Origin of the sequence: Halorubrum sp. SD626R (assembly GCF_001261915.1) — an archaeon.
GTDB lineage: Archaea > Halobacteriota > Halobacteria > Halobacteriales > Haloferacaceae > Halorubrum.
Map to the genome: position 1 here is coordinate 26,239 of NZ_CVRT01000146.1, position 18,683 is coordinate 44,921.

The following is an 18,683-nucleotide window of genomic DNA, read 5'->3' on the forward strand; positions in this document are numbered from 1 at the left end:
CTACGACCGCCGCGCGATCAGCGCCGCCGCGACCGCGGCGACCAGCGCCGCGGCGACGCCGAAGCCGGGCGCCGAGTCGCCGGTGGCGCCGTCCGCGTCCCCGTCACTTCCGCCCTCGATCGAGCCGTCGTCGCCGTCCTCGCCGTCGGTCGCGTCTGTCTCCCCGTCACCGTCCGCCTGGAGCTCCGCGACCGCGGTCGAGAGCGTCGTCGTCGACTCGATCACGCTGCGCGGGGCGGGCTGGTTGAGGTAGTTGACGTTCATCACGACGTAGTTGCCCTCGGTCCCGGCGGTCGTGCTGGCGTACGGCTCCTCCCCCAGGATCGCCGCGTCGGGGGTGGTCACCAGGATGAGCTCGGGGTCGGTCTGGAGGATGACCTCGTTCGAGAGCTGCGGGTAGCCGTCGCCCTCCGCGGCCGCGACGTTGTCCACGCCGCCGGCCGCCATGATCGAGTTGATGAACGTGTTGTTCGCGGCCACGAACCCGCTGCCGAGCGGGTAGAGCGCGTTCGGACGGTCGAGGCCGGCGGTCCGGTTCTCGGCGGCTTCGACCGCGGCGTTCATCTCCGCGTTCGTCTCGGCGGCCGCCTCGCAGTTGCCGACGAGGCGGCCGACGGTCTCGGTCTTCTCGGCGATGGCCTCGATGGAGGTCGCCTCGGGGAAGTGGTAGACGGTGAGCCCCTGATCGCGGAGCGCCTCGACCTGCCCCGCCGACGCGTTCGGCGCGAGCACGAGGTCCGGCTCGGTGGCCACGACGCGCTCGACGCTCACGCCGAGCCCCTCGGCGGAGACGTTCTCCCGCTCGTTCGCCCCGTCGAGGTAGGCGGCGTACTGGGTCACGCCGACGACGCGATCCTGCTCGCCGAGCTCCCAGAGCGTCTGGGCGGCCGACGGGTTCGTCGTCGTGATCCGTTCTGGCGCCTCGTCGAGCGCTATCGTCGTCCCCGTCGCGTCCGTGACCTCCAGCGGGAACCCGCACGTCTCGCCCGCCTGGTGAACGCTCGGCCCGTCGGTCGGAGACTCGATCGTCGGCGACGGCGCCGTCGCCGGCTGTGCGCCCGCGGCCGGGCCCGCGACGCCGCCGACGAGGGCGGTCGTCACGAGCAGGGCCGCCGCGATGACGTGTCCGGTTCGCATTGGGTCCACGACGCGCCCCGCCCAATAAGTACTTACCTACTACAACTCCTCTTGTAAAACTGAATGAACGCGTGGACGCGGGCGTCCGTCTGGTCGGCGGGGTTAGCGGTCGCGCTCGTCGCCGCGATCGTGGTGAGCGCCGCGATCGGCCCCGTCCGGATACCGCCCGCGGAGGTCGTGAAGGCGGTGTTGAACGCGGTGTCGGTGCCGACCGGGATCCGGACGACCCCGGCCGGGACGGGGACGCTGATGCTGCCGGAGATCGGTCTCGTCTACGCCTCGCCGTTCGCGTACCCGGTCGACGGCGTCCACGCGCAGATCGTCGTGGGCGTCCGGCTCCCCCGGATCCTGATGGCCGCGCTGGTCGGCGCCGCGCTCGCGTCGGCCGGCACGGTGATGCAGGGGTTCTTCCGGAACCCCATGGCCGACCCCTCGATCATCGGCGTCTCCTCGGGCGCGGCGGTCGGCGCCGTCGCCTTCATCGTCTTCCCCGCGGCGCTGTCGGCGACCGTGACGCTCCCCCTGATCGGCTCGGTCGACCTGGGGCTCTCGCACGGCGCGGGCGTCAGCCTCTTCGCATTCGCCGGGGCGCTCGCGGCCGCCTTCGGCGTCTACGCGATCGCGACGCGACACGGCCGGACGCCGGTGGCGACCCTGTTACTCGCGGGCGTCGCGGTCCAGACGTTCCTCGGCGCGGTCATCTCGTACCTCCAGCTGCAGGCCGGCGAGTCGCTCCGGCGGGTCGTCGCGTGGCTGATGGGCCACCTCTCGGGCGCCTCGTGGAGCGAGGTCGCCGCGACGGCGGTCGTCGTGCCGCCGCTGTTCCTCCTCCTCCTCGTGTACGCCCGCGACCTCAACGTCCTCCTGCTCGGCGAGGAGGAGGCGCGCGGGCTCGGGGTCGCGGTCGAGCGCACCAAGCGGATCCTGCTCGGCGCGTCCGCGCTGATCACGGCCGCTGGCGTCGCCTTCGCCGGCGTCATCGGGTTCGTGGGACTGATCGTCCCGCACATCCTCCGGCTGGTCGTCGGCCCCGACCACCGCGTGCTGCTGCCGACCGCGGCGCTCGCGGGCGGGTCGTTCCTCGTCGCCGCCGACACGGTCGCCCGCGCCGGGAGCACGGAGCTGCCGGTCGGCATCGTCACCGCCGCGGTCGGCGCGCCCTTCTTCGTCTACCTGCTGATGAACCGGGAGGTGCACGAGCTGTGAGCGCGGGACCGACCGCGGAGGGGGACGGGAGCGACGGAGGCGAGGTCGGCGACGGCGACGAGGTCGGCGACGGCCCGGAGACGGACGCCGACGCCGACGCCCTCGTCGGGGTCCGCGATCTGACGGTGTCGTTCGGCGACGTGCCGGTCGTCGCCGGCGTCGACCTCCGGGTCGGCCGCGGCGAGCTGGTCGGGCTCGTCGGCCCGAACGGCGCGGGCAAGACGACGGTGATCCGGGCGATCAAGGGGACGCTCGCGCCCGACTCGGGGGCGGTCCGGCTCGACGGCGACGGCGCTGCCGACCTCTCCGCGCGGGAAGCCGGCCGCCGAGTCGCCAGCGTCCCGCAGGAGACGAGCCTCGCGTTCGATTTCCGGGTGCGCCACGTGGTCGAGATGGGCCGAACCCCGCACCTCGGCCGGTTCGACGGCCACGGCGCCGACGACGACCGGGCGGTCGAGGAGGCGATGGACGCGGCGGGCGTCGCGCGCTTCGCCGACCGCTCGATCACCGAGGTCTCGGGCGGGGAGCGCCAGCGCGTCCTGCTCGCGCGGGCGCTGGCGCAGGGGACCCCGGCGCTGCTGCTCGACGAGCCGACCGCGAGCCTCGACGCGAACCACGCCGTGCGCACCCTCGAACTCGTCCGCGACCTCGTCGACGACGGGCGGGGCGCGCTCGCGGCGATCCACGACCTCGACATGGCGGCCCGGTACTGCGACCGGATCGTCGTCCTCGCGAACGGGGGCGTCCAGGCGGCCGGTCCGCCCGGTGAGGTGCTGACCGCGGAGGCGCTGCGAACCGCGTTCGACGCCGAGGCGTTCGTCGGGCGCAACCCGGCGACCGGGACACCTACGGTCACCGCCTTCGGCGCGGGCGGCGCGGCCGGCGAGAGCGACTCGCGCGACGCGGCCCGCGATGAGGCCGACCGCCGGCGCCTCCACGTCGTCGGCCGGGGGCTGGCGGCATCGCGGGTCGTCGCCCGCCTCGCGGCCGCGGGCCACGAGCTCTCGGTCGGGGTGGTCCCCGAGGGCGACGCGGCCGCCGAGACCGCCCGCGACGCCGGCGCCGCGGTCGTCGCCGCCCCCGCGTTCGAGCCGGTCGACGCCGAGACGCGGGAGGCCGCGGCGGCGCTCGCGCGCGAGACCGACGCGACCGTCGTCGTCGACGGCGTCGGCAGGGACGCCGAACGGGGCGAGGCCGGCCGAGCTACTCCCGACGCGGAGACGCTCGCGGCCGCCGATCGGATCGTCGAGATCGACGCCGCGACCGACGACGACGCCCTCCTCGACGCGGTTCGCGACCTCGGCGACGGGGCTCGCCGGCGTGACGCGTGACGGCAATCGGTTCCGGTATCACACACGTCGGATAACCGACGCCTCGCGGCTCACGGACCGATCGAATCACACGGACGGCCGTCAGGGCGCCCGAGACGACGGATGCGTCCCTGCGTTCGTCTCTCATACTGCCGGATAAATTACCTCAGAGCATCATAGCTGCAGATAAATATTCTCGATGAGCATATGCCTTTATTGGTGGCACCGGTACGAGGTGGTACGATGGAACGAAGACAGTTCCTGCGCGGCACCGGCGCGGCGATCGGCGGCTCGCTGCTCGCCGGCTGCGCCGGGAGCGACGGACGGACGGTGACGGTCGACTACGCCTACTACAACCCGGTCAGCCTCGTGTTACGCGAGAAGGGCTGGCTGTCGGCGGCGTTCGCAGAGACGGACGTCGACGTCGAGTGGGTGCTGAGTCTCGGCAGCAACCAAGCCAACGAGTACTCGCAGGGCGGGGAGGCGGAGGTCGCCTCGACGGCCGGGATCGCGGCGCTGATGGCGCGGTCGAACGGCGTCCCGATCACGACGCCGTACGTCTACTCGGAGCCGGAGTGGACCGCGCTCGTCACGTTCGCCGAGACGGGGATCGAGTCGGTCGCCGACCTGGAGGGCAAGCGGGTGGCCGCGACGCGCGGCACCGATCCCTACTTCTTCCTGCTTCAGGCGCTCGACGACGCCGGGCTGAGCGAGGAGGACGTCGAGATCGTTCACCTCCAACACCCCGAGGGGCAGTCGGCGCTGGTGGGGGGCGACGTGGACGCGTGGGCCGGGCTCGACCCCCACATGGCCGAGCTGGAGCTGGAACGCGACGGCGCGGAGCTGTTCTTCCGCGAGCCCGCGTACAACACCTACGGCTTCCTCAACTTCCTCGACGGGTTCCTCGCGGACCGCCCGGAGGACGCCCGGCGAGTCCTGGAGACCTACGAGCGCGGCCGCAGGTGGGCGATCGACAACCCGACCGAGACCGCGTCGATCCTCGCGAGCGAGTCGGAGATGTCCCAGCCGGTCGCCGAGCGCGTGTTCACGCGCCGCACCGACCTCTCCGAGCCGCTCCCGGGCGGCGCCCACCGGGACCTGCTCTCCGATCTCGCGCCGATCCTGGAGCGCGAGGGGCTCGTCACCGACGACGCCGACCCGGCGGGGAGCATCGACGACCTGCTCGACCCGGAGTTCGCGGCCGAGATCGTCGGCGACGCCGAGAGTGGGGGCGAGTGAGATGGCCACGACGCGCGAGACGGAGCGCACGGGGATCGAGGCCGCCGCCGGCGTCCTCCCCGACGCCGACCGGTTCCGGTGGCTGCTCGGCCTCGTCGTGCCCGCGGCGATCGTCGTCGCGTGGCACCTGCTGGTCGCGACCGGCGTCTTCGCCGCCCACCAGCTCCCGGCGCCGCTGCGGGTGGTCGAGACCCTCTACGGGCTGGGCGCCTCCGGCGAGCTCTGGGGACACGTCGCGATCACGGTCCAGCGCGTGTTCCTCGGCGCCCTCCTCGGGACGAGCGTCGGGGTCCTCCTCGGCACGCTCACCGGGCTGTACGGCCTCGCCGACGACCTGCTCGACCCCCTCCTCCAGAGCCTGAAGAACATCCCCTCGCTGGCGTGGGTGCCGCTGTTCCTGCTGTGGTTCGGGATCGGCGAGGGCGCGAAGGTGCTGCTGATCGCGGTCGGCGCCTTCTTCCCGGTCTACCTCAACCTCTCGACCGGGATCGGGAACGTGAGCGAGGAGCTGTTGGAGGTGGCCGAGGTGTACGAGCTCGGTCGGTTCGAGTCGCTCCGGCGGGTCGTGTTCCCGGCGGCGGTGCCGAGCCTGCTCGTCGGGATCCGGGGCGGCGTCGGGCTGGCGTGGATGTTCGTCGTGGCCGCGGAGCTGATCGCGGCCAGCGAGGGGATCGGGTTCCTGCTGAGCGACGGGCGCGTGCTCGCGCGCCCCGACATCATCGTGGGCTCGATCCTGCTGTTCGCCTTCTTCGGAAACCTCTCGGATCTGGCGGTCAAGGAGGTGAAGAACCGTGTCGTCGCTCGGTGAGGGCGCGCTCGCGGACGAGGAGGTCGAAACGGCCGGCGACGCGACTGACGGCGGCGAGGGGGGGCCGGACGGTGACGCTCGCGGGGTCGACGACGGCGCGGGTTCGACCGACGGCGACGCGAGCGAGCCGGGACGGGACTCCGGACCGACGGCGGACCCGACGCTCGCCGTCCGCGGTCTCGCGGTGCGCTACGGCGAGACGGTCGCGCTTGACGGCGTCGACCTCGCGGTCGGCCACGGGGAGTTCGTCGCGGTCGTCGGCCCCTCCGGCTGCGGGAAGTCGACCCTGCTGCGCGTGCTCTCCGGGCTGGAGGAGGGGTTCGAGGGCGACGCGGCGGTCGACGGGACCGACGTGCGCGAGGGCGGCAGCGACGACGTCGGGATGGTGTTCCAGGAGCCGCGGCTCCTCCCGTGGGACGACGTCCGAGGGAACGTCGCGGTCGGGCTCCCGGTGGGCGTCGACCGCGACGACCCCGCCGCGCGCGATCGCGTCGACGACCTGATCGAGACGGTCGGGCTCGACGGGTTCGCGGAGAGCCGTCCGGGCGAGCTCTCCGGCGGGATGGCCCAGCGCGTCGCGCTGGCGCGCGGGCTCGCCTACGACCCGGCGGTGCTGCTGCTCGACGAGCCGTTCTCCGCGCTCGACCGGCTGACGAAACACGAGCAGCAGGACCACCTGCTCGACGTGTGGGCGGACCGGGGAACGACGGTCGCGCTGGTGACGCACGACGTCGAGGAGGCCGCCTACCTCGCGGACTGCGTCGTCGTCCTCGGCGGACAGCCAGGGACGGTCGAGGCGGTGGTCGACGTCGACGCCGACCGCCCCCGCGACCGGACCGACGAGGAGCTACTGGCGGCCCGCCGCGAGATCACCGACGCCCTCGGCCTCTGAGCCGGGCGAAACGCGACGCGGTCCGTCCAGAGCCGCGGCTTCGCGACCGCGCGGGCCGAGCGCGGCCGAAACGAAACGAACGTCGATCGAGCTTATTACTCCGGTTTCGAAACCACATCCTCGGCCGCGTCCTGTCCGAGTATAAAGAATTTAAGGAATAGGTACACCGCTCTAGTCGGGCGGTTTCTCGACGACGCCGGCCTGTACGTCGCCGTCGGCGGGGCGCCGTTCTTGCGAACGGCACAAGCGTTAAGTTCTCGACCGTCTTGTCGTCAGTCGATGACAGACATCACGGAGGCTTCGTCGGACACCCCGGCGGATCGAGTTCTTCCAGGGCACGATAGCTTCTAACATCGAAATCGGTCCTGTACGGATCTTCGACACGACGTTACGAGACGGCGAACAGTCACCACGTACTTCGTTCAGCTACGACGAGAAACGCCGCATAGCGGCGACGCTGGACGACATGAACACCCACGTCATCGAGGCGGGGTTCCCGGTGAACTCGGACGCGGAGTTCGAGGCCGTGAGCGACATCGCCGCCGCGACGGACACCACCGTCTGCGGGCTGGCTCGGGTCGTCGAGGGCGACATCGACGCCGCCATCGACTCCGGCGTCGAGATGGTCCACGTGTTCGTCTCCACCAGCGACGTGCAGCTGGAGGACTCGATGCACGCGACCAGGGCCGAGGCGAAGGAGCGCGCGATCGACGCCGTCGAGCAGGTGAAAGACGCCGGCGTCGAGTGCATGTTCTCGCCGATGGACGCCACGCGGACGGATCCCGACTACCTGCGGGAGATCGTCGAGGCGGTGTCGGACGCCGGCACGGACTGGATCAACATCCCGGACACGTGCGGCGTGGCGATGCCGACGAGCTTCGGGAAGACGGTGAAGGCCGTCGTCGAGGCGACCGACGCCCGCGTCGACGTGCACACCCACGACGACTTCGGGATGGCCGCGGCGAACGCGGTCACCGGGTTCGAGAACGGCGCGGAGCAGGCGCAGGTGTCGGTCAACGGGATCGGCGAACGCGCCGGCAACGCCGCCTACGAGGAGGTCGTGATGGCCGTCGAGTCGGTGTACGGCGTCGATACCGGCATCGACACGACCCAGATCACCAAGCTGGCCCGGATCGTCGAGGAGGCGTCGGACATCCCCGTCCCCGCGAACAAACCCGTCACCGGACGGAACGCGTTCGCGCACGAGTCGGGCATCCACGCCGCCGGCGTCATCGAGAACGCCGACACGTTCGAGACCGGCGTGATGACCCCGGAGATGGTGGGAGCCGAGCGCGAGTTCGTGCTCGGGAAACACACCGGCACCCACAGCGTGCGCAAGCACCTGGTGGAGGCCGGCTTCGACCCGAGCGACGGCGAGGTCCGGCACATCACCAAGCGCGTCAAGGAGTACGGCTCCGGCAAGCGGCAGGTGACCGCCGGCGACGTCGAGCGCTTCGCCGAGGAGGCCGACGTCGACCGCGAGGAGGAGGTCCGGGTCTGATGGCCGTCCCCCTGACCGGGGAGCCCGCCGAGCGACCGCCGTCCGCGTCGGTGCGGGCCTGTGCGAGCCCGCTCGCAGCGAACCGGCGCGGGATCGCGAGTCGGTTCACCGAACCGGCGCCCCGACAGGGATTTATACCTCGGCTTCGTTGGTCAGGGCGAGATGCGACGGCACGCCTCGATCCCGACGACAGCCGGCATCACCGGAGCCGTCGCGCCGATCATCGTAGGGGTCTGATCCCCTACACTACCCTTTCCTCACCGACTCGACGCACCGACGAACGCCGACGCGCGGGCCGCCGTCCGCCCGCACGCCCGGCGTTCGGACCGAACTTTCACGCGCGATAGACCCACCACCGAACACCACCACGACAATGAGCGACACAGCAGCACACCCACGAGAGGACGACCCGGAGGGCTCCGAGGAGCCGCCGGCGGGAGCCGAGGAGGCGCCCGACGCCGAACCCGACCACGCCGCGGGGGCGGTCTCGACCGGCGCGGAGTCGGTCGTCGCCGCGCTCGAAACCGCCGGCGCGGAGACCGCCTTCGGCGTTCAGGGCGGCGCGATCATGCCCGTCTACGACGCGTTGTACAGTTCGTCGATCGACCACGTCACGATGGCCCACGAGCAGGGCGCCGCCCACGCGGCCGACGCGTACGGCGTCGTTTCCGGGGAGCCCGGGCTCTGCCTGGCTACGTCCGGTCCGGGGGCGACGAACCTCGTCACCGGGATCGCCGACGCCGACATGGACTCCGACGCGATGCTCGCGCTGACGGGGCAGGTCCCGACCGAGTTCGTCGGCAACGACGCGTTCCAAGAGACCGACACCATCGGGGTCACGCGCCCGATCACGAAGCACAACTACTTCGCGGACGGGGCCGACTCCGTCGGCGACACGGTCGGCGAGGCGTTCGAGCTGTCGCGGGCCGGCCGTCCGGGCCCGACGCTCGTCGACCTCCCGAAGGACGTCACGCAGGACGAGACCGACGAGACGCCGGGGCCGGCGGCGCCGCCGGCCGGGACCGACCCGGACCCGAACGCCGACGCCGACGCGGTCGAGGCGGCCGCTCGGACCATCGAGGAGGCCGAGCGCCCCCTCTGTCTGTTCGGCGGCGGCGTGATCAAGGCCGAGGCGAGCGACGCCGCGCGGACGTTCGCGCGGACCTACGGGATCCCGGTGACGACGACGATGCCCGGCATCGGCTCGTTCCCCGAGGACGACGATCTCAGCCTCTCGTGGGCCGGGATGCACGGCACCGGCTACGCCAACATGGCGATCACTCACACCGACTGCCTGATCGCGGTCGGCACCCGGTTCGACGACCGGCTCACCGGCGGGATCGACACGTTCGCGCCGGAGGCCGAGGTCGTCCACGTCGACATCGACCCCGCCGAGATCAGCAAGAACGTCTACGCCGACCACCCCCTGATCGGCGACGCGGGACGCGTCCTCGACCAGCTCACCGCGGCGGTCCGCGAGGCGCCGGACGCCGAGGCGTGGCGCGACCGCTGCGCCGACTGGAAGGAGACGTACCCGCTCACGTACACGACGCCGGAGGACGAGCCGCTGAAGCCGCAGTTCGTCGTCGAGGCGTTCGACGAGGCGACCGACGACGACACCATCGTGACGACGGGCGTCGGGCAACACCAGATGTGGGCCTCCCAGTTCTGGACGTACACGGAGCCCCGGACGTGGGTCTCCTCGCACGGGCTGGGGACGATGGGGTACGGCGTGCCGGCCGCGGTCGGTGCGCGCGTCGCCGCGGACAACATGGGCGAGACGGACCGCGACGTCGTCTGTTTCGACGGCGACGGCTCCTTCCTGATGACGATGCAGGAGCTGTCGGTGGCGGTCCGCGAGGACCTCGACGTCACGATCGCCGTCCTCAACAACGAGTACATCGGGATGGTGCGCCAGTGGCAGGACGCCTTCTACGAGGGGCGCCACATGGCCTCCGACTACACGTGGATGCCCGAGTTCGACAAGCTCGCGGAGGCGTTCGGCGCGTTAGGCCTCCGGGTCGACGACTACGACGAGGTCGCGCCCGCGGTCGAGGAGGCGCTCGACTACGACGGGCCGGCCGTCGTCGACTTCCACGTCGACCCCGAGGAGAACGTGCTGCCGATGGTGCCGAGCGGCGGCGCGAACGGGAAGTTCGCGGCCGCGGAGGACCAGCTATGAGCGACGACTCGCCCGACTCCCGACCCGCGACCGACGGCGGCTCCGCCTCCGATTCCGGCGTGCCCGAGCCGGACCTGCGGTCCGCGCCGGGCGAGCAGCCGGGGCCCGCGGAGCGGGACCATCCGGAGGGGCGCCGGAACCTCGAAGGGATCCGGATCGACCCCGTCGTCGAGGCGGAACACGAGTCGCGGCGCGCCGTCATCTCGGCGCTCGTGGAGGACGAGCCCGGCGTGCTCGCGCGCGTCTCCGGGCTCGTCTCCCGCCGCCAGTTCAACATCGAGAGCCTCACCGTCGGCCCGACGACCGTCGAGGGCCACTCGCGGATCACCATGGTCGTCGAGGAGACGGACCCCGGCATCGACCAGATCGAGAAGCAGATGGCGAAGCTGAAGCCGGTGATCTCGGTCGGCGAGGTGTCCGGCAACGCGGTGACGGCCGAGCTCGTCCTGCTGAAGGTCGAGGCCGACGACCCCGCGGCGGTCCACGCCGTGGCCGAGATGTACGACGGCCGGACGCTCGACGCCGGGCCGCGGACGATCACCGTCCAGCTCACCGGCGACGAGGCGCGGATCGACGACGCGCTCGACGCGTTCCGTCAGTTCGGCATCATCGAGATCGCCCGGACGGGCCAGACGGCGCTCGCACGCGGCGACACCCCGACGGCGCCCGGAGAGAAACCCGGAACGGCCGGCGAACCGACCACCCACGACGACTGATACGCGGACCCACACGATACACATGACCGAAGACACGAAGACGTTCGATTCGACAGTATACTACGACGACGACGCCGACGAGGAGGCGATCGCACACAAGACCGTGGCCGTGCTCGGCTACGGCTCGCAGGGCCACGCGCACGCGCAGAACCTCTCCGAGAGCGGGGTCGACGTGATCGTCGGCCTCCGCGAGGGCAGCTCCTCTCGGGCGGCCGCCGAGGGCGACGGGCTCCGCGTCGAGACTCCCGCGGACGCCGCCGCCGAGGCCGACATCGTGAGCGTGCTCGTGCCCGACACGGTCCAGCCGGACGTGTACGAGAACGCGATCGAGCCGAACCTGGAGGCGGGCGACACGCTGCAGTTCGCCCACGGGTTCAACATCCACTACAACCAGATCCAGCCGCCCGAGGACGTCGACGTGACGATGGTCGCGCCGAAGTCGCCGGGCCACCTCGTCCGCCGGAACTACGAGAACGACGAGGGGACCCCCGGGCTCCTGGCGGTGTATCAGGACGCCACCGGCGACGCCCACGACCAGGGGCTCGCGTACGCGGCCGCCATCGGCTGCACCCGCGCCGGCGTCGTCGAGACGTCGTTCCGCGAGGAGACCGAGACCGACCTGTTCGGCGAGCAGGCCGTCCTCTGTGGCGGCGTCACCTCGCTCGTGAAACAGGGGTACGAGACGCTCGTCGACGCCGGCTACTCCCCCGAGATGGCGTACTTCGAGTGTCTCAACGAGCTGAAGCTCATCGTCGACCTGATGTACGAGGGCGGGCTCGGCGAGATGTGGGACTCCGTGTCCGACACCGCCGAGTACGGCGGGCTCACCAAGGGCGACGTCGTCGTCGACGAGCACGCCCGCGAGAACATGGAGGAGGTCTTAGAGAAGGTCCAGAACGGGCAGTTCGCCCGCGAGTGGATCGCCGAGAATCAGGCCGGGCGACCCTCCTACACGCAGCTCCGGACGGCCGAGAAGAACCACGAGATCGAGGCCGTCGGCGAGGAGCTCCGCGGCCTGTTCGCGTGGCAGGAGGCCGACGATGAGGAGGAGTCGGCCGAGGTGACGGCCTGATGAGCGAGGGAACGCTGTACGACAAGGTGTGGGAGCGTCACAAGGTCACCGAGCTCCCGAACGGGCAGGACCAGCTGTTCGTCGGGCTCCACCTCGTCCACGAGGTGACGAGCCCGCAGGCGTTCGGCATGCTGCGCGAGCGCGAGCTCGACGTCGCCTATCCGGACCGGACGTTCGCGACGACGGACCACATCGCGCCCACGGAGGCCGAGAAGCGAGAGCGCCCGCTGGCCGACGACCAGGCCGAGGAGATGCTCTCCGCGCTCGAACGCAACGTGAGCGAGAGCGGGATCACCTTCTTCGGCTTCGAGTCGGGCAAACAGGGGATCACCCACGTCGTCGCCCCCGAGCTGGGGCTCTCCCAGCCCGGAATGACGGTCGCCTGCGGCGACAGCCACACGGCGACGCACGGCGCGTTCGGCTCCATCGGCGTCGGCATCGGGACGAGCCAGATCCGCGACGTGCTCGCGACGGGCTGTATCGCGGCGGACAAACAGAAGGTCCGCCGGGTCAACGTCGAGGGCGAGCTCGGCGAGGGCGTCTACGCGAAGGACGTCATCCTGAAGGTGATCCAGGAGCTCGGCGTCGACGGCGGCGTCGGCCACGTGTACGAGTACGGCGGCCCCGCGATCGAGGCGCTCGACATGGAGGGCCGGCTCGCGGTGTGTAACATGTCCATCGAGGGCGGCGCCCGCGCCGGCTACATCAACCCGGACGAGACGACCTACGAGTACCTGAAGGGCCGCGAGTACGTCCCCGAGGGCGAGGCGTTCGAGGAGCGGAAGGCGTACTGGGAGTCGGTCGCGTCGGACGACGACGCGGAGTACGACGACGTGGTCACGGTCGACGCCGACGGGATCGACCCCTTGGTCACCTGGGGGATCAACCCCGGGCAGGTGATCGAGATCTCCGAGCCGGTCCCGCACCCGGACGACTTCGAGGCCCGGACGGACCGCGAGGCCGCCGAGCAGGCGCTCGATCACATGGAGATCGAGCCCGGCGGGTCGATGCTCGGCTACGACGTCGACGTGGCCTTCCTGGGCACCTGCACGAACGGCCGGCTCTCCGACTTCGCGGAGGCCGCGAAGATCCTGGAGGGCGAGACGGTGGACGAGGGCGTCCGCGCGCTGGCCGTCCCCGGCTCCGAGACCGTGCGCCAGCAGTGCGAGGAGCGCGGCATCGACGAGACGTTCATCAACGCCGGCTTCCAGTGGCGCCGCGCCGGCTGTTCGATGTGTCTCGCCATGAACGACGACGCGCTGGAGGGGGACGAGGTCTGCGCCTCCTCCTCGAACCGCAACTTCATCGGACGGCAGGGGTCGAAGGACGGCCGCACCGTCCTGATGAGCCCCGCGATGGTCGCGGCCGCGGCCGTCGAGGGCGAGGTCGCCGACGCGCGCGACTACCTCGACGACGGGCCGACCGGCGGCGCCGGCGGCGTCGAGGAGGTGGCGGACTGATGGCCCCCGACGCGGATCCGGGCGCGGACCAGCACATCACCGACGTCTCCGGCACCGGCGTGCCGATCCCCGGCGACGACGTCGACACTGACCAGATCCTGCCGGCGAAGTTCATGAAGGAGGTCACGTTCGACAACATGGCGGACTACCTCTTCTACGACGCCCGGCGGGACGACGACGGCGGGTTCAACGACCACCCGCTCAACCGCTTCGAGGGCGCGTCGATCGCGGTCGTCAACTCCAACTTCGGCTGCGGCTCCTCCCGGGAGCACGCGCCGCAGGCGATGATGCGGTGGGGGATCGACGGCGTCGTCGGCGAGTCGTACGCCGAGATCTTCCGCGACAACTGCAAGTCGCTCGGGATCCCGGCGGTCACCGCCGACCACGAAACGGTCACGCAACTCCAGGAGTGGATCGAGGCGAATCCGGACGGTGACATCGAGATCGACGTCGAGGAGACGACCGTCACCTACGGCGATACCGTCATCGACGTCGACATCGACGACGCGATGCGGGAGGCGCTGGTCGACGGCATCTGGGACACGACCGCGCTGATGTACTCGAACCGGAGCAAGGTCGACGCGACCGTCGACGGGCTCCCCTACGTCGAGGGGGACGACTGAATGGGCGAGGAGATCGCCGTCATCGAGGGCGACGGGATCGGCCGCGAGGTCGTCCCCGCCGCGGTCGAGGTGTTGGAGGCGTTCGGTCTTGACTTCGAGTTCACCCAGGGAGACGCCGGCGACGCGACGAAGGAGGCGACCGGCGAGGCGCTCCCGGCCGAGACGTACGAGCTCGCCGCCGGCGCGGACGCGACGCTGTTCGGCGCGGCCGGCGAGACCGCCGCCGACGTCATCCTCCCCCTGCGCGAGGCGGTCGACTCGTTCGTCAACGTCCGCCCCGCGAAGGCGTATCCGGGCGTCGACGCGGTCCGCCCGGAGACGGACGTGGTCTTCCTGCGGGAGAACACCGAGGGCGTCTACGCGGGCCACGAGGACCGCCTCTCCGACGACCTCTCGACGCTGACCCGCGTCGTCACCTCCTCGGCCTCGCGGGAGCTGGCGGAGTTCGCCTGCGAGTTCGTCGCGGACGGGCGGGGTCCGGCCGGCGACCCCGAAGAGGGGTTCACCGTCGCGCACAAGGCGAACGTAATGCGCGAGACGGACGGCCGGTTCCGCGAGGAAGTCATGGCGGTCGCCGAGGAGCGCGGCGTCGACGTCGACGAAGAACTGATGGACGCGTTCGCGACGAAGCTCCCGCTCGACCCGGCGCAGTACGGCGTGGTCGTCTGCCCGAACCTCGCGGGCGACGTGCTCTCCGACCTGGCGGCCGGGCTCGTCGGCGGACTCGGCCTGCTGCCGTCGGCGAACGTCGGCCACGACAACGCGCTGTTCGAGCCGGTCCACGGCACCGCGCCCGACATCGCCGGTCAGGGGGTCGCGAACCCGACCGCGGCGGTACTGTCGGCGGCGATGCTCCTGGAATACCTCGGATACGTCGAGGAGGGACAGCGCGTGCGCGACGCCGTGGAGGGCGTGCTCTCCGACGGGCCCCGCACCGGGGATCTCGGCGGCGACGCGACGACCGACGAGGTCACGGCCGCGATCGTCGACCGGCTGTAGCGGCGGCCCCCCGAATTCGCCCCCGGAGAGGCGCCTCGCGGGGCGACCGCGAGCGAACCACAAGAAAGGAAACCCTGCGGCCCGTCGGTCGGGTATGAGCAACTACGAAGTCGCGATGGAAGCCGCCTGGTTGGTCCGCGACGTCGAGGAGACCGACGACGCCATCGGCGTCGCGGTCAGCGAAGCCGGCAAGCGACTCAACGAGACGGACAAGCAGTACGTCGAGGTCGAGCCCGGCGTCACCGGCTGTCCGGCCTGCGGCGAGCCGTTCGACGCCGCGTTCCTCGCCGCGAACACGGCTCTGGTCGGGCTCCTGCTAGAGATCGACATCTTCAACGCCGACAGCGAGGAGCACGCGGAGCGGATCGCGAAGAGCGAGGTCGGCGGCGCGCTGCGGGACGTTCCCCTCGAAGTCATCGAGATCGTCGAGACGGAGGGCGACGAAGACGACGACGGCGACGAGTAGGCGCTCGGCCCCCTCACCGCGCTCGCGGCCGCCGCGCTATCGGTCGCCGCCGAAACCTTTTCTAATAACCCGGAGTTATTCGTTCCATGGAACTCCCGACACCACAGGACCTCCGCGAGCGGCGGACCACCCTGGAGCTGACCCAGAGCGAGCTGGCGGACGCGGCGGACGTCTCACAGCCCCTGATCGCCCGGATCGAGGGCGGCGACGTCGACCCGCGGCTCTCGACGCTCCGGCGGATCGTCAACGCGCTCCAGGAGGCGGAGGGCGAGGTCGTCCGCGCGAGCGACCTGATGAACGAGACGGTGATAAGCGTCGCGCCCGACGACGCGGTGCGCGAGGCGGTCGACCTGATGGAGGAGGAGGCGTACTCGCAGCTCCCGGTGCTCCAGAACGGGGTCCCGGTCGGCTCGATCAGCCAGGGCGACGTGGTTCACGCGGGCGAGAACGTCGGGGACCATCCCGTCAGCGAGGTGATGAGCGAGTCGTTCCCCACGGTCGCGCCGAGTGCGACCGTCGACGAGGTCCGGAACCTGCTGGACCACTACAAGGCCGTGATGGTCACCGACGGCGGCGAGACGGTCGGGATCATCACCGAGGCGGACATCGCCGCACACCTCTCCTAGCGGGTCAACCGCTCCGCTCCGCCTCCTCCCGCGCCGCCTCCCGCCGCTCGGAGAGCCGCTCCCAGATCTCCGCGCAGCCCGCGCCGTCCTCGATGTCGTCGAGGTGCTCCGAGTCGTCGGGGCGGTCGCGCTCGGTCCCGTCCTCCTCGGGACCGGCCGCGTCGCTCGCGTCACCTCCCTCGGCGGCATCCCCCTCCGGCGACTCGGGTCGATCACTCATTATCGGACGCTACGCCCCTCGCGATCATAAGCTGGCGTACACGAGTAAATCGGGCCGCTACTCGTGGTTGTCGGCAACAATCGCTGGTTGTTCGCGGAACCGCCTACAGCTCCATTCCCCGGATGGAAACGGTTCCCGCCTCGTCGTCGGCCGCCGTCGCGTCGGTCTCCGCCACCCGGCCGATCACGCGCCCGTCGGTCGCGGCCGCCAGCGACTCGGCGGCCTCGGGGTCGAGCGCGGCGACGAAGCCGGTCCCCATGTTGAACGTGCGGTGCATCTCCTCGTCGGAGACGCTCCCCTCGCTCTGGACGAACTCGAAGACGGGCTGGGGGTCGAACGCGTCGTCGACGACGTATCGGCGGTCTCCGAGCCGCGTCAGGTTCGTCCACCCGCCGCCGGTGACGTGGGCCGCGCCGCGGGCGCCGTGGGAGCGCAACGGGTCGAGCAGGTCCGCGTAGATCCGGGTCGGCTCCAGCAGCGCCTCGCCGACCGTCCCGTACCCCTCGAACGGGCACGGGTCGGTGTACGCGTGCTCACGGGTGGCCGCCTCGCGGGCGAGCGTGAGCCCGTTGGAGTGGATCCCCGACGACTCCCACCCAACCAGCGCGTCGCCCGGCCGCGCCGCGCCGTCGAAGACCGCGTCCTTGGCGGCGAGCCCGGCGCAGGTGCCCGCCAGGTCGAGGCCCGAGATCACGTCCGGCATCACCGCGGTCTCGCCGCCGACGAGCTCCATGTCGGCGAGCTCGGCGCCGCGGGCGAGCCCCTCGCCGACCTGCTCGGCGAACCGCTCGTCGGGCTCGTCGACGGCGAGGTAGTCGACGAACGCGACGGGGCGCACCCCGGCTGCGACCAGGTCGTTGACGTTCATCGCGATACAGTCGATCCCGACGGTCGAGTAGTCGCCGAGCGCCTCGGCGACGAGCAGTTTCGTCCCGACGCCGTCGGTCGCGAGCGCGAGGTACCGGTCGCCGATGTCGAGGAGGCCGGCGTAGTCGCTGTCGGTTCCTTCGCCTTCCACGTCGCCGCCGACCGCGCCGATGAGCGCCGCGGTCGCGGCCTCGCTCGCGTCGATATCGACGCCGGCGTCGGCGTATGTGAGCTCGTCGTCGGCCGCGGTGCCGTCCCGGTCCGTGTCGTCGCCCTCGGTCATGTGTGTGGAGGGACGGCCGCGGAGCAAAAGCGCACCGTTCCCGACGGGAGCGGCCGTGGACGCCTCCGCTCACGACGCGGACGCCGCTCACGACACGCGGGTCGAACCCGCCGGGAGCGGAACCGAGATCGGAGGACTCAGAACGGCCCGCCGAATCCGAGTCCGCCGACGAACACGAGGCCGACGGCGAGAAGCACTGAGGGGACGAACGCGACGGCCCACACCGGCTTGCTCCACCCCATGACGGTCTTCCCGTCGAGGGGGCCGTAGGGGATCAGGTTGAACGCGGCGAGGAAGACGTTGATAGCCACCCCGCGTGCGCCGACGAGCGAGAGGATCGGACTCCCGACGAGACCCCCCGCCACCATCGCCGGAAGGAAGACGACCGCCAGCACGAGGTTCACGACCGGGCCCGCGAGCGCGATGTGGCCGTGCTCTCGGGGCGTCAGCCGTCCCCGGTGGTGGACCGCGCCGGGGGCGGCGAAGATGAACCCCAAGAGCGAGCTCATCACGGCGAGAAACAGCATGCTCGTGTCGGCGCGGAACTCGGCTACCTGATCGTAGCGGACCGCGACGACCTTGTGTGCCAGCTCGTGGAGGAGGAACGCCACCCCCGCGGTCGAGAGCGCGACCGCCAGCGGCGGGACCACGCCCGCGTCCACGATTCGACCGATCCCCGCCGATCCGCCCACGAAGAAGAACATGAACGCGACGCCGAGCGCGAGCCACGCCACGAGCAGGTCGCGAAGCTCGGTTCCGCTGAAGTACAGGCCGGCGATCCGCCGCCCCTGCGGCGTCGTGCTCATCGTCCCCCCGCGACCGCGTTCCCGATCAGCTCGGCACCGCGTCTGGCACCCTCGATCATCAGCCGGCTCACCTCGTCGACGCCCCCCACTTCCGCGCCGAACATCGCGGGGATGACGTAGACGGCGAAGAGGAAGCTCGCGACGATGCTGCCGACGTTCGTCATCGCGACGACGACGATGAGTCGGAACAGCGGGACGTCGAGCATCGCCGAGACGAGGTCGCCGGGCGAGAGCGTCTCGTCCGTGAGCAGGTCGTTGAGCGTCCCGATG

Annotated in this window: 18 protein-coding genes and 1 pseudogene; 14 read left to right on the forward strand and 5 right to left on the reverse strand. The window is 71.2% G+C overall.

What is annotated here, in order from left to right:
• Positions 1-1,137, reverse strand: coding sequence for a PGF-CTERM-anchored ABC transporter substrate-binding protein (locus tag SD626R_RS14150; protein ID WP_092566975.1), 1,137 nt, complete (start codon positions 1,135-1,137; stop codon positions 1-3).
• Between the two features lie 63 nt (positions 1,138-1,200).
• Between SD626R_RS14150 and btuC the strand changes: the two genes are divergently transcribed.
• The 14 genes from btuC to SD626R_RS14220 all read left to right on the forward strand — a co-directional run bounded on the left by btuC (position 1,201) and on the right by SD626R_RS14220 (position 16,237).
• On the forward strand, positions 1,201-2,343 hold the full coding sequence (gene btuC, locus SD626R_RS14155; RefSeq protein ID WP_092566976.1) for a vitamin B12 ABC transporter permease BtuC: 1,143 nt from the start codon (positions 1,201-1,203) through the stop codon (positions 2,341-2,343).
• Entirely contained in the window at positions 2,340-3,674 is a 1,335-nt protein-coding gene (locus SD626R_RS14160) for an ATP-binding cassette domain-containing protein (protein ID WP_092566977.1), read from the forward strand. The genes btuC and SD626R_RS14160 overlap by 4 nt, the downstream gene beginning before the upstream one ends.
• Before the next feature lie 222 nt (positions 3,675-3,896).
• Positions 3,897-4,892, forward strand: coding sequence for a substrate-binding domain-containing protein (locus tag SD626R_RS14165; protein WP_092566978.1), 996 nt, complete (start codon positions 3,897-3,899; stop codon positions 4,890-4,892).
• A gap of 1 nt (position 4,893) precedes the next feature.
• Positions 4,894-5,700 (forward strand): ABC transporter permease, encoded by an 807-nt coding sequence (locus tag SD626R_RS14170; RefSeq protein WP_092566992.1) that lies wholly within the window; start codon positions 4,894-4,896, stop codon positions 5,698-5,700.
• A 184-nt stretch (positions 5,701-5,884) separates the two neighbouring features.
• The gene (locus SD626R_RS14175; RefSeq protein ID WP_092566993.1) at positions 5,885-6,592 is read left to right on the forward strand and encodes an ABC transporter ATP-binding protein; all 708 of its coding nucleotides are present in this window, start codon (positions 5,885-5,887) and stop codon (positions 6,590-6,592) included.
• 340 nt (positions 6,593-6,932) lie between these two features.
• Complete coding sequence (locus SD626R_RS14180) at positions 6,933-8,093, forward strand: LeuA family protein (protein WP_199242118.1); 1,161 nt, start codon at positions 6,933-6,935, stop codon at positions 8,091-8,093.
• A gap of 373 nt (positions 8,094-8,466) precedes the next feature.
• Positions 8,467-10,275, forward strand: coding sequence for a biosynthetic-type acetolactate synthase large subunit (ilvB, locus tag SD626R_RS14185; RefSeq protein ID WP_092566980.1), 1,809 nt, complete (start codon positions 8,467-8,469; stop codon positions 10,273-10,275).
• Entirely contained in the window at positions 10,272-10,991 is a 720-nt protein-coding gene (gene ilvN / locus SD626R_RS14190; RefSeq protein WP_092566981.1) for an acetolactate synthase small subunit, read from the forward strand. The genes ilvB and ilvN overlap by 4 nt, the downstream gene beginning before the upstream one ends.
• A 22-nt stretch (positions 10,992-11,013) precedes the next feature.
• Positions 11,014-12,063 (forward strand): ketol-acid reductoisomerase, encoded by a 1,050-nt coding sequence (ilvC, locus tag SD626R_RS14195; protein WP_092566982.1) that lies wholly within the window; start codon positions 11,014-11,016, stop codon positions 12,061-12,063.
• The gene (leuC, locus tag SD626R_RS14200) at positions 12,063-13,523 is read left to right on the forward strand and encodes a 3-isopropylmalate dehydratase large subunit (protein WP_092566983.1); all 1,461 of its coding nucleotides are present in this window, start codon (positions 12,063-12,065) and stop codon (positions 13,521-13,523) included. The genes ilvC and leuC overlap by 1 nt, the downstream gene beginning before the upstream one ends.
• Entirely contained in the window at positions 13,523-14,146 is a 624-nt protein-coding gene (gene leuD / locus SD626R_RS14205) for a 3-isopropylmalate dehydratase small subunit (protein WP_092566984.1), read from the forward strand. Before leuC ends, leuD begins: the two co-directional genes overlap by 1 nt.
• Positions 14,147-15,145: an isocitrate/isopropylmalate dehydrogenase family protein gene (locus tag SD626R_RS14210; protein ID WP_092566985.1), complete on the forward strand. Its 999-nt coding sequence runs from the start codon at positions 14,147-14,149 to the stop codon at positions 15,143-15,145.
• Positions 15,146-15,239: 94 nt separating this feature from the next.
• On the forward strand, positions 15,240-15,611 hold the full coding sequence (locus SD626R_RS14215; RefSeq protein WP_092566986.1) for a DUF555 domain-containing protein: 372 nt from the start codon (positions 15,240-15,242) through the stop codon (positions 15,609-15,611).
• A gap of 86 nt (positions 15,612-15,697) precedes the next feature.
• On the forward strand, positions 15,698-16,237 hold the full coding sequence (locus tag SD626R_RS14220; protein ID WP_092566987.1) for a CBS domain-containing protein: 540 nt from the start codon (positions 15,698-15,700) through the stop codon (positions 16,235-16,237).
• Between the two features lie 4 nt (positions 16,238-16,241).
• On the opposite strand, the gene SD626R_RS14225 is transcribed toward SD626R_RS14220, so the two are convergent.
• From SD626R_RS14225 to SD626R_RS14240, 4 genes and pseudogenes are all read right to left on the reverse strand, one after another.
• Positions 16,242-16,457, reverse strand: a complete 216-nt coding sequence (locus SD626R_RS14225) for a hypothetical protein (RefSeq protein ID WP_092566988.1) — start codon at positions 16,455-16,457, stop codon at positions 16,242-16,244.
• A gap of 103 nt (positions 16,458-16,560) precedes the next feature.
• Complete coding sequence (gene purM / locus SD626R_RS14230; RefSeq protein WP_092566989.1) at positions 16,561-17,607, reverse strand: phosphoribosylformylglycinamidine cyclo-ligase; 1,047 nt, start codon at positions 17,605-17,607, stop codon at positions 16,561-16,563.
• 137 nt (positions 17,608-17,744) lie between these two features.
• On the reverse strand, positions 17,745-18,413 hold the full coding sequence (locus SD626R_RS14235) for a metalloprotease (protein WP_092566990.1): 669 nt from the start codon (positions 18,411-18,413) through the stop codon (positions 17,745-17,747).
• Positions 18,410-18,683 (reverse strand): annotated as a pseudogene (locus tag SD626R_RS14240) (conjugal transfer protein TraB); the annotation flags it as partial. The pseudogene SD626R_RS14240 and the gene SD626R_RS14235, both read right to left, overlap by 4 nt.

Coding starts and splice junctions, on each gene's coding strand:
- SD626R_RS14150 (WP_092566975.1), bottom strand. CDS start 1,137: ATGCGAACCGGACACGTCATCGCGGCGGCCCTGCTCGTGACGACCGCC.
- btuC (WP_092566976.1), top strand. CDS start 1,201: ATGAACGCGTGGACGCGGGCGTCCGTCTGGTCGGCGGGGTTAGCGGTC.
- SD626R_RS14165 (WP_092566978.1), top strand. CDS start 3,897: ATGGAACGAAGACAGTTCCTGCGCGGCACCGGCGCGGCGATCGGCGGC.
- SD626R_RS14170 (WP_092566992.1), top strand. CDS start 4,894: ATGGCCACGACGCGCGAGACGGAGCGCACGGGGATCGAGGCCGCCGCC.
- ilvB (WP_092566980.1), top strand. CDS start 8,467: ATGAGCGACACAGCAGCACACCCACGAGAGGACGACCCGGAGGGCTCC.
- ilvN (WP_092566981.1), top strand. CDS start 10,272: ATGAGCGACGACTCGCCCGACTCCCGACCCGCGACCGACGGCGGCTCC.
- ilvC (WP_092566982.1), top strand. CDS start 11,014: ATGACCGAAGACACGAAGACGTTCGATTCGACAGTATACTACGACGAC.
- leuC (WP_092566983.1), top strand. CDS start 12,063: ATGAGCGAGGGAACGCTGTACGACAAGGTGTGGGAGCGTCACAAGGTC.
- leuD (WP_092566984.1), top strand. CDS start 13,523: ATGGCCCCCGACGCGGATCCGGGCGCGGACCAGCACATCACCGACGTC.
- SD626R_RS14210 (WP_092566985.1), top strand. CDS start 14,147: ATGGGCGAGGAGATCGCCGTCATCGAGGGCGACGGGATCGGCCGCGAG.
- SD626R_RS14215 (WP_092566986.1), top strand. CDS start 15,240: ATGAGCAACTACGAAGTCGCGATGGAAGCCGCCTGGTTGGTCCGCGAC.
- SD626R_RS14220 (WP_092566987.1), top strand. CDS start 15,698: ATGGAACTCCCGACACCACAGGACCTCCGCGAGCGGCGGACCACCCTG.
- SD626R_RS14225 (WP_092566988.1), bottom strand. CDS start 16,457: ATGAGTGATCGACCCGAGTCGCCGGAGGGGGATGCCGCCGAGGGAGGT.
- purM (WP_092566989.1), bottom strand. CDS start 17,607: ATGACCGAGGGCGACGACACGGACCGGGACGGCACCGCGGCCGACGAC.
- SD626R_RS14235 (WP_092566990.1), bottom strand. CDS start 18,413: ATGAGCACGACGCCGCAGGGGCGGCGGATCGCCGGCCTGTACTTCAGC.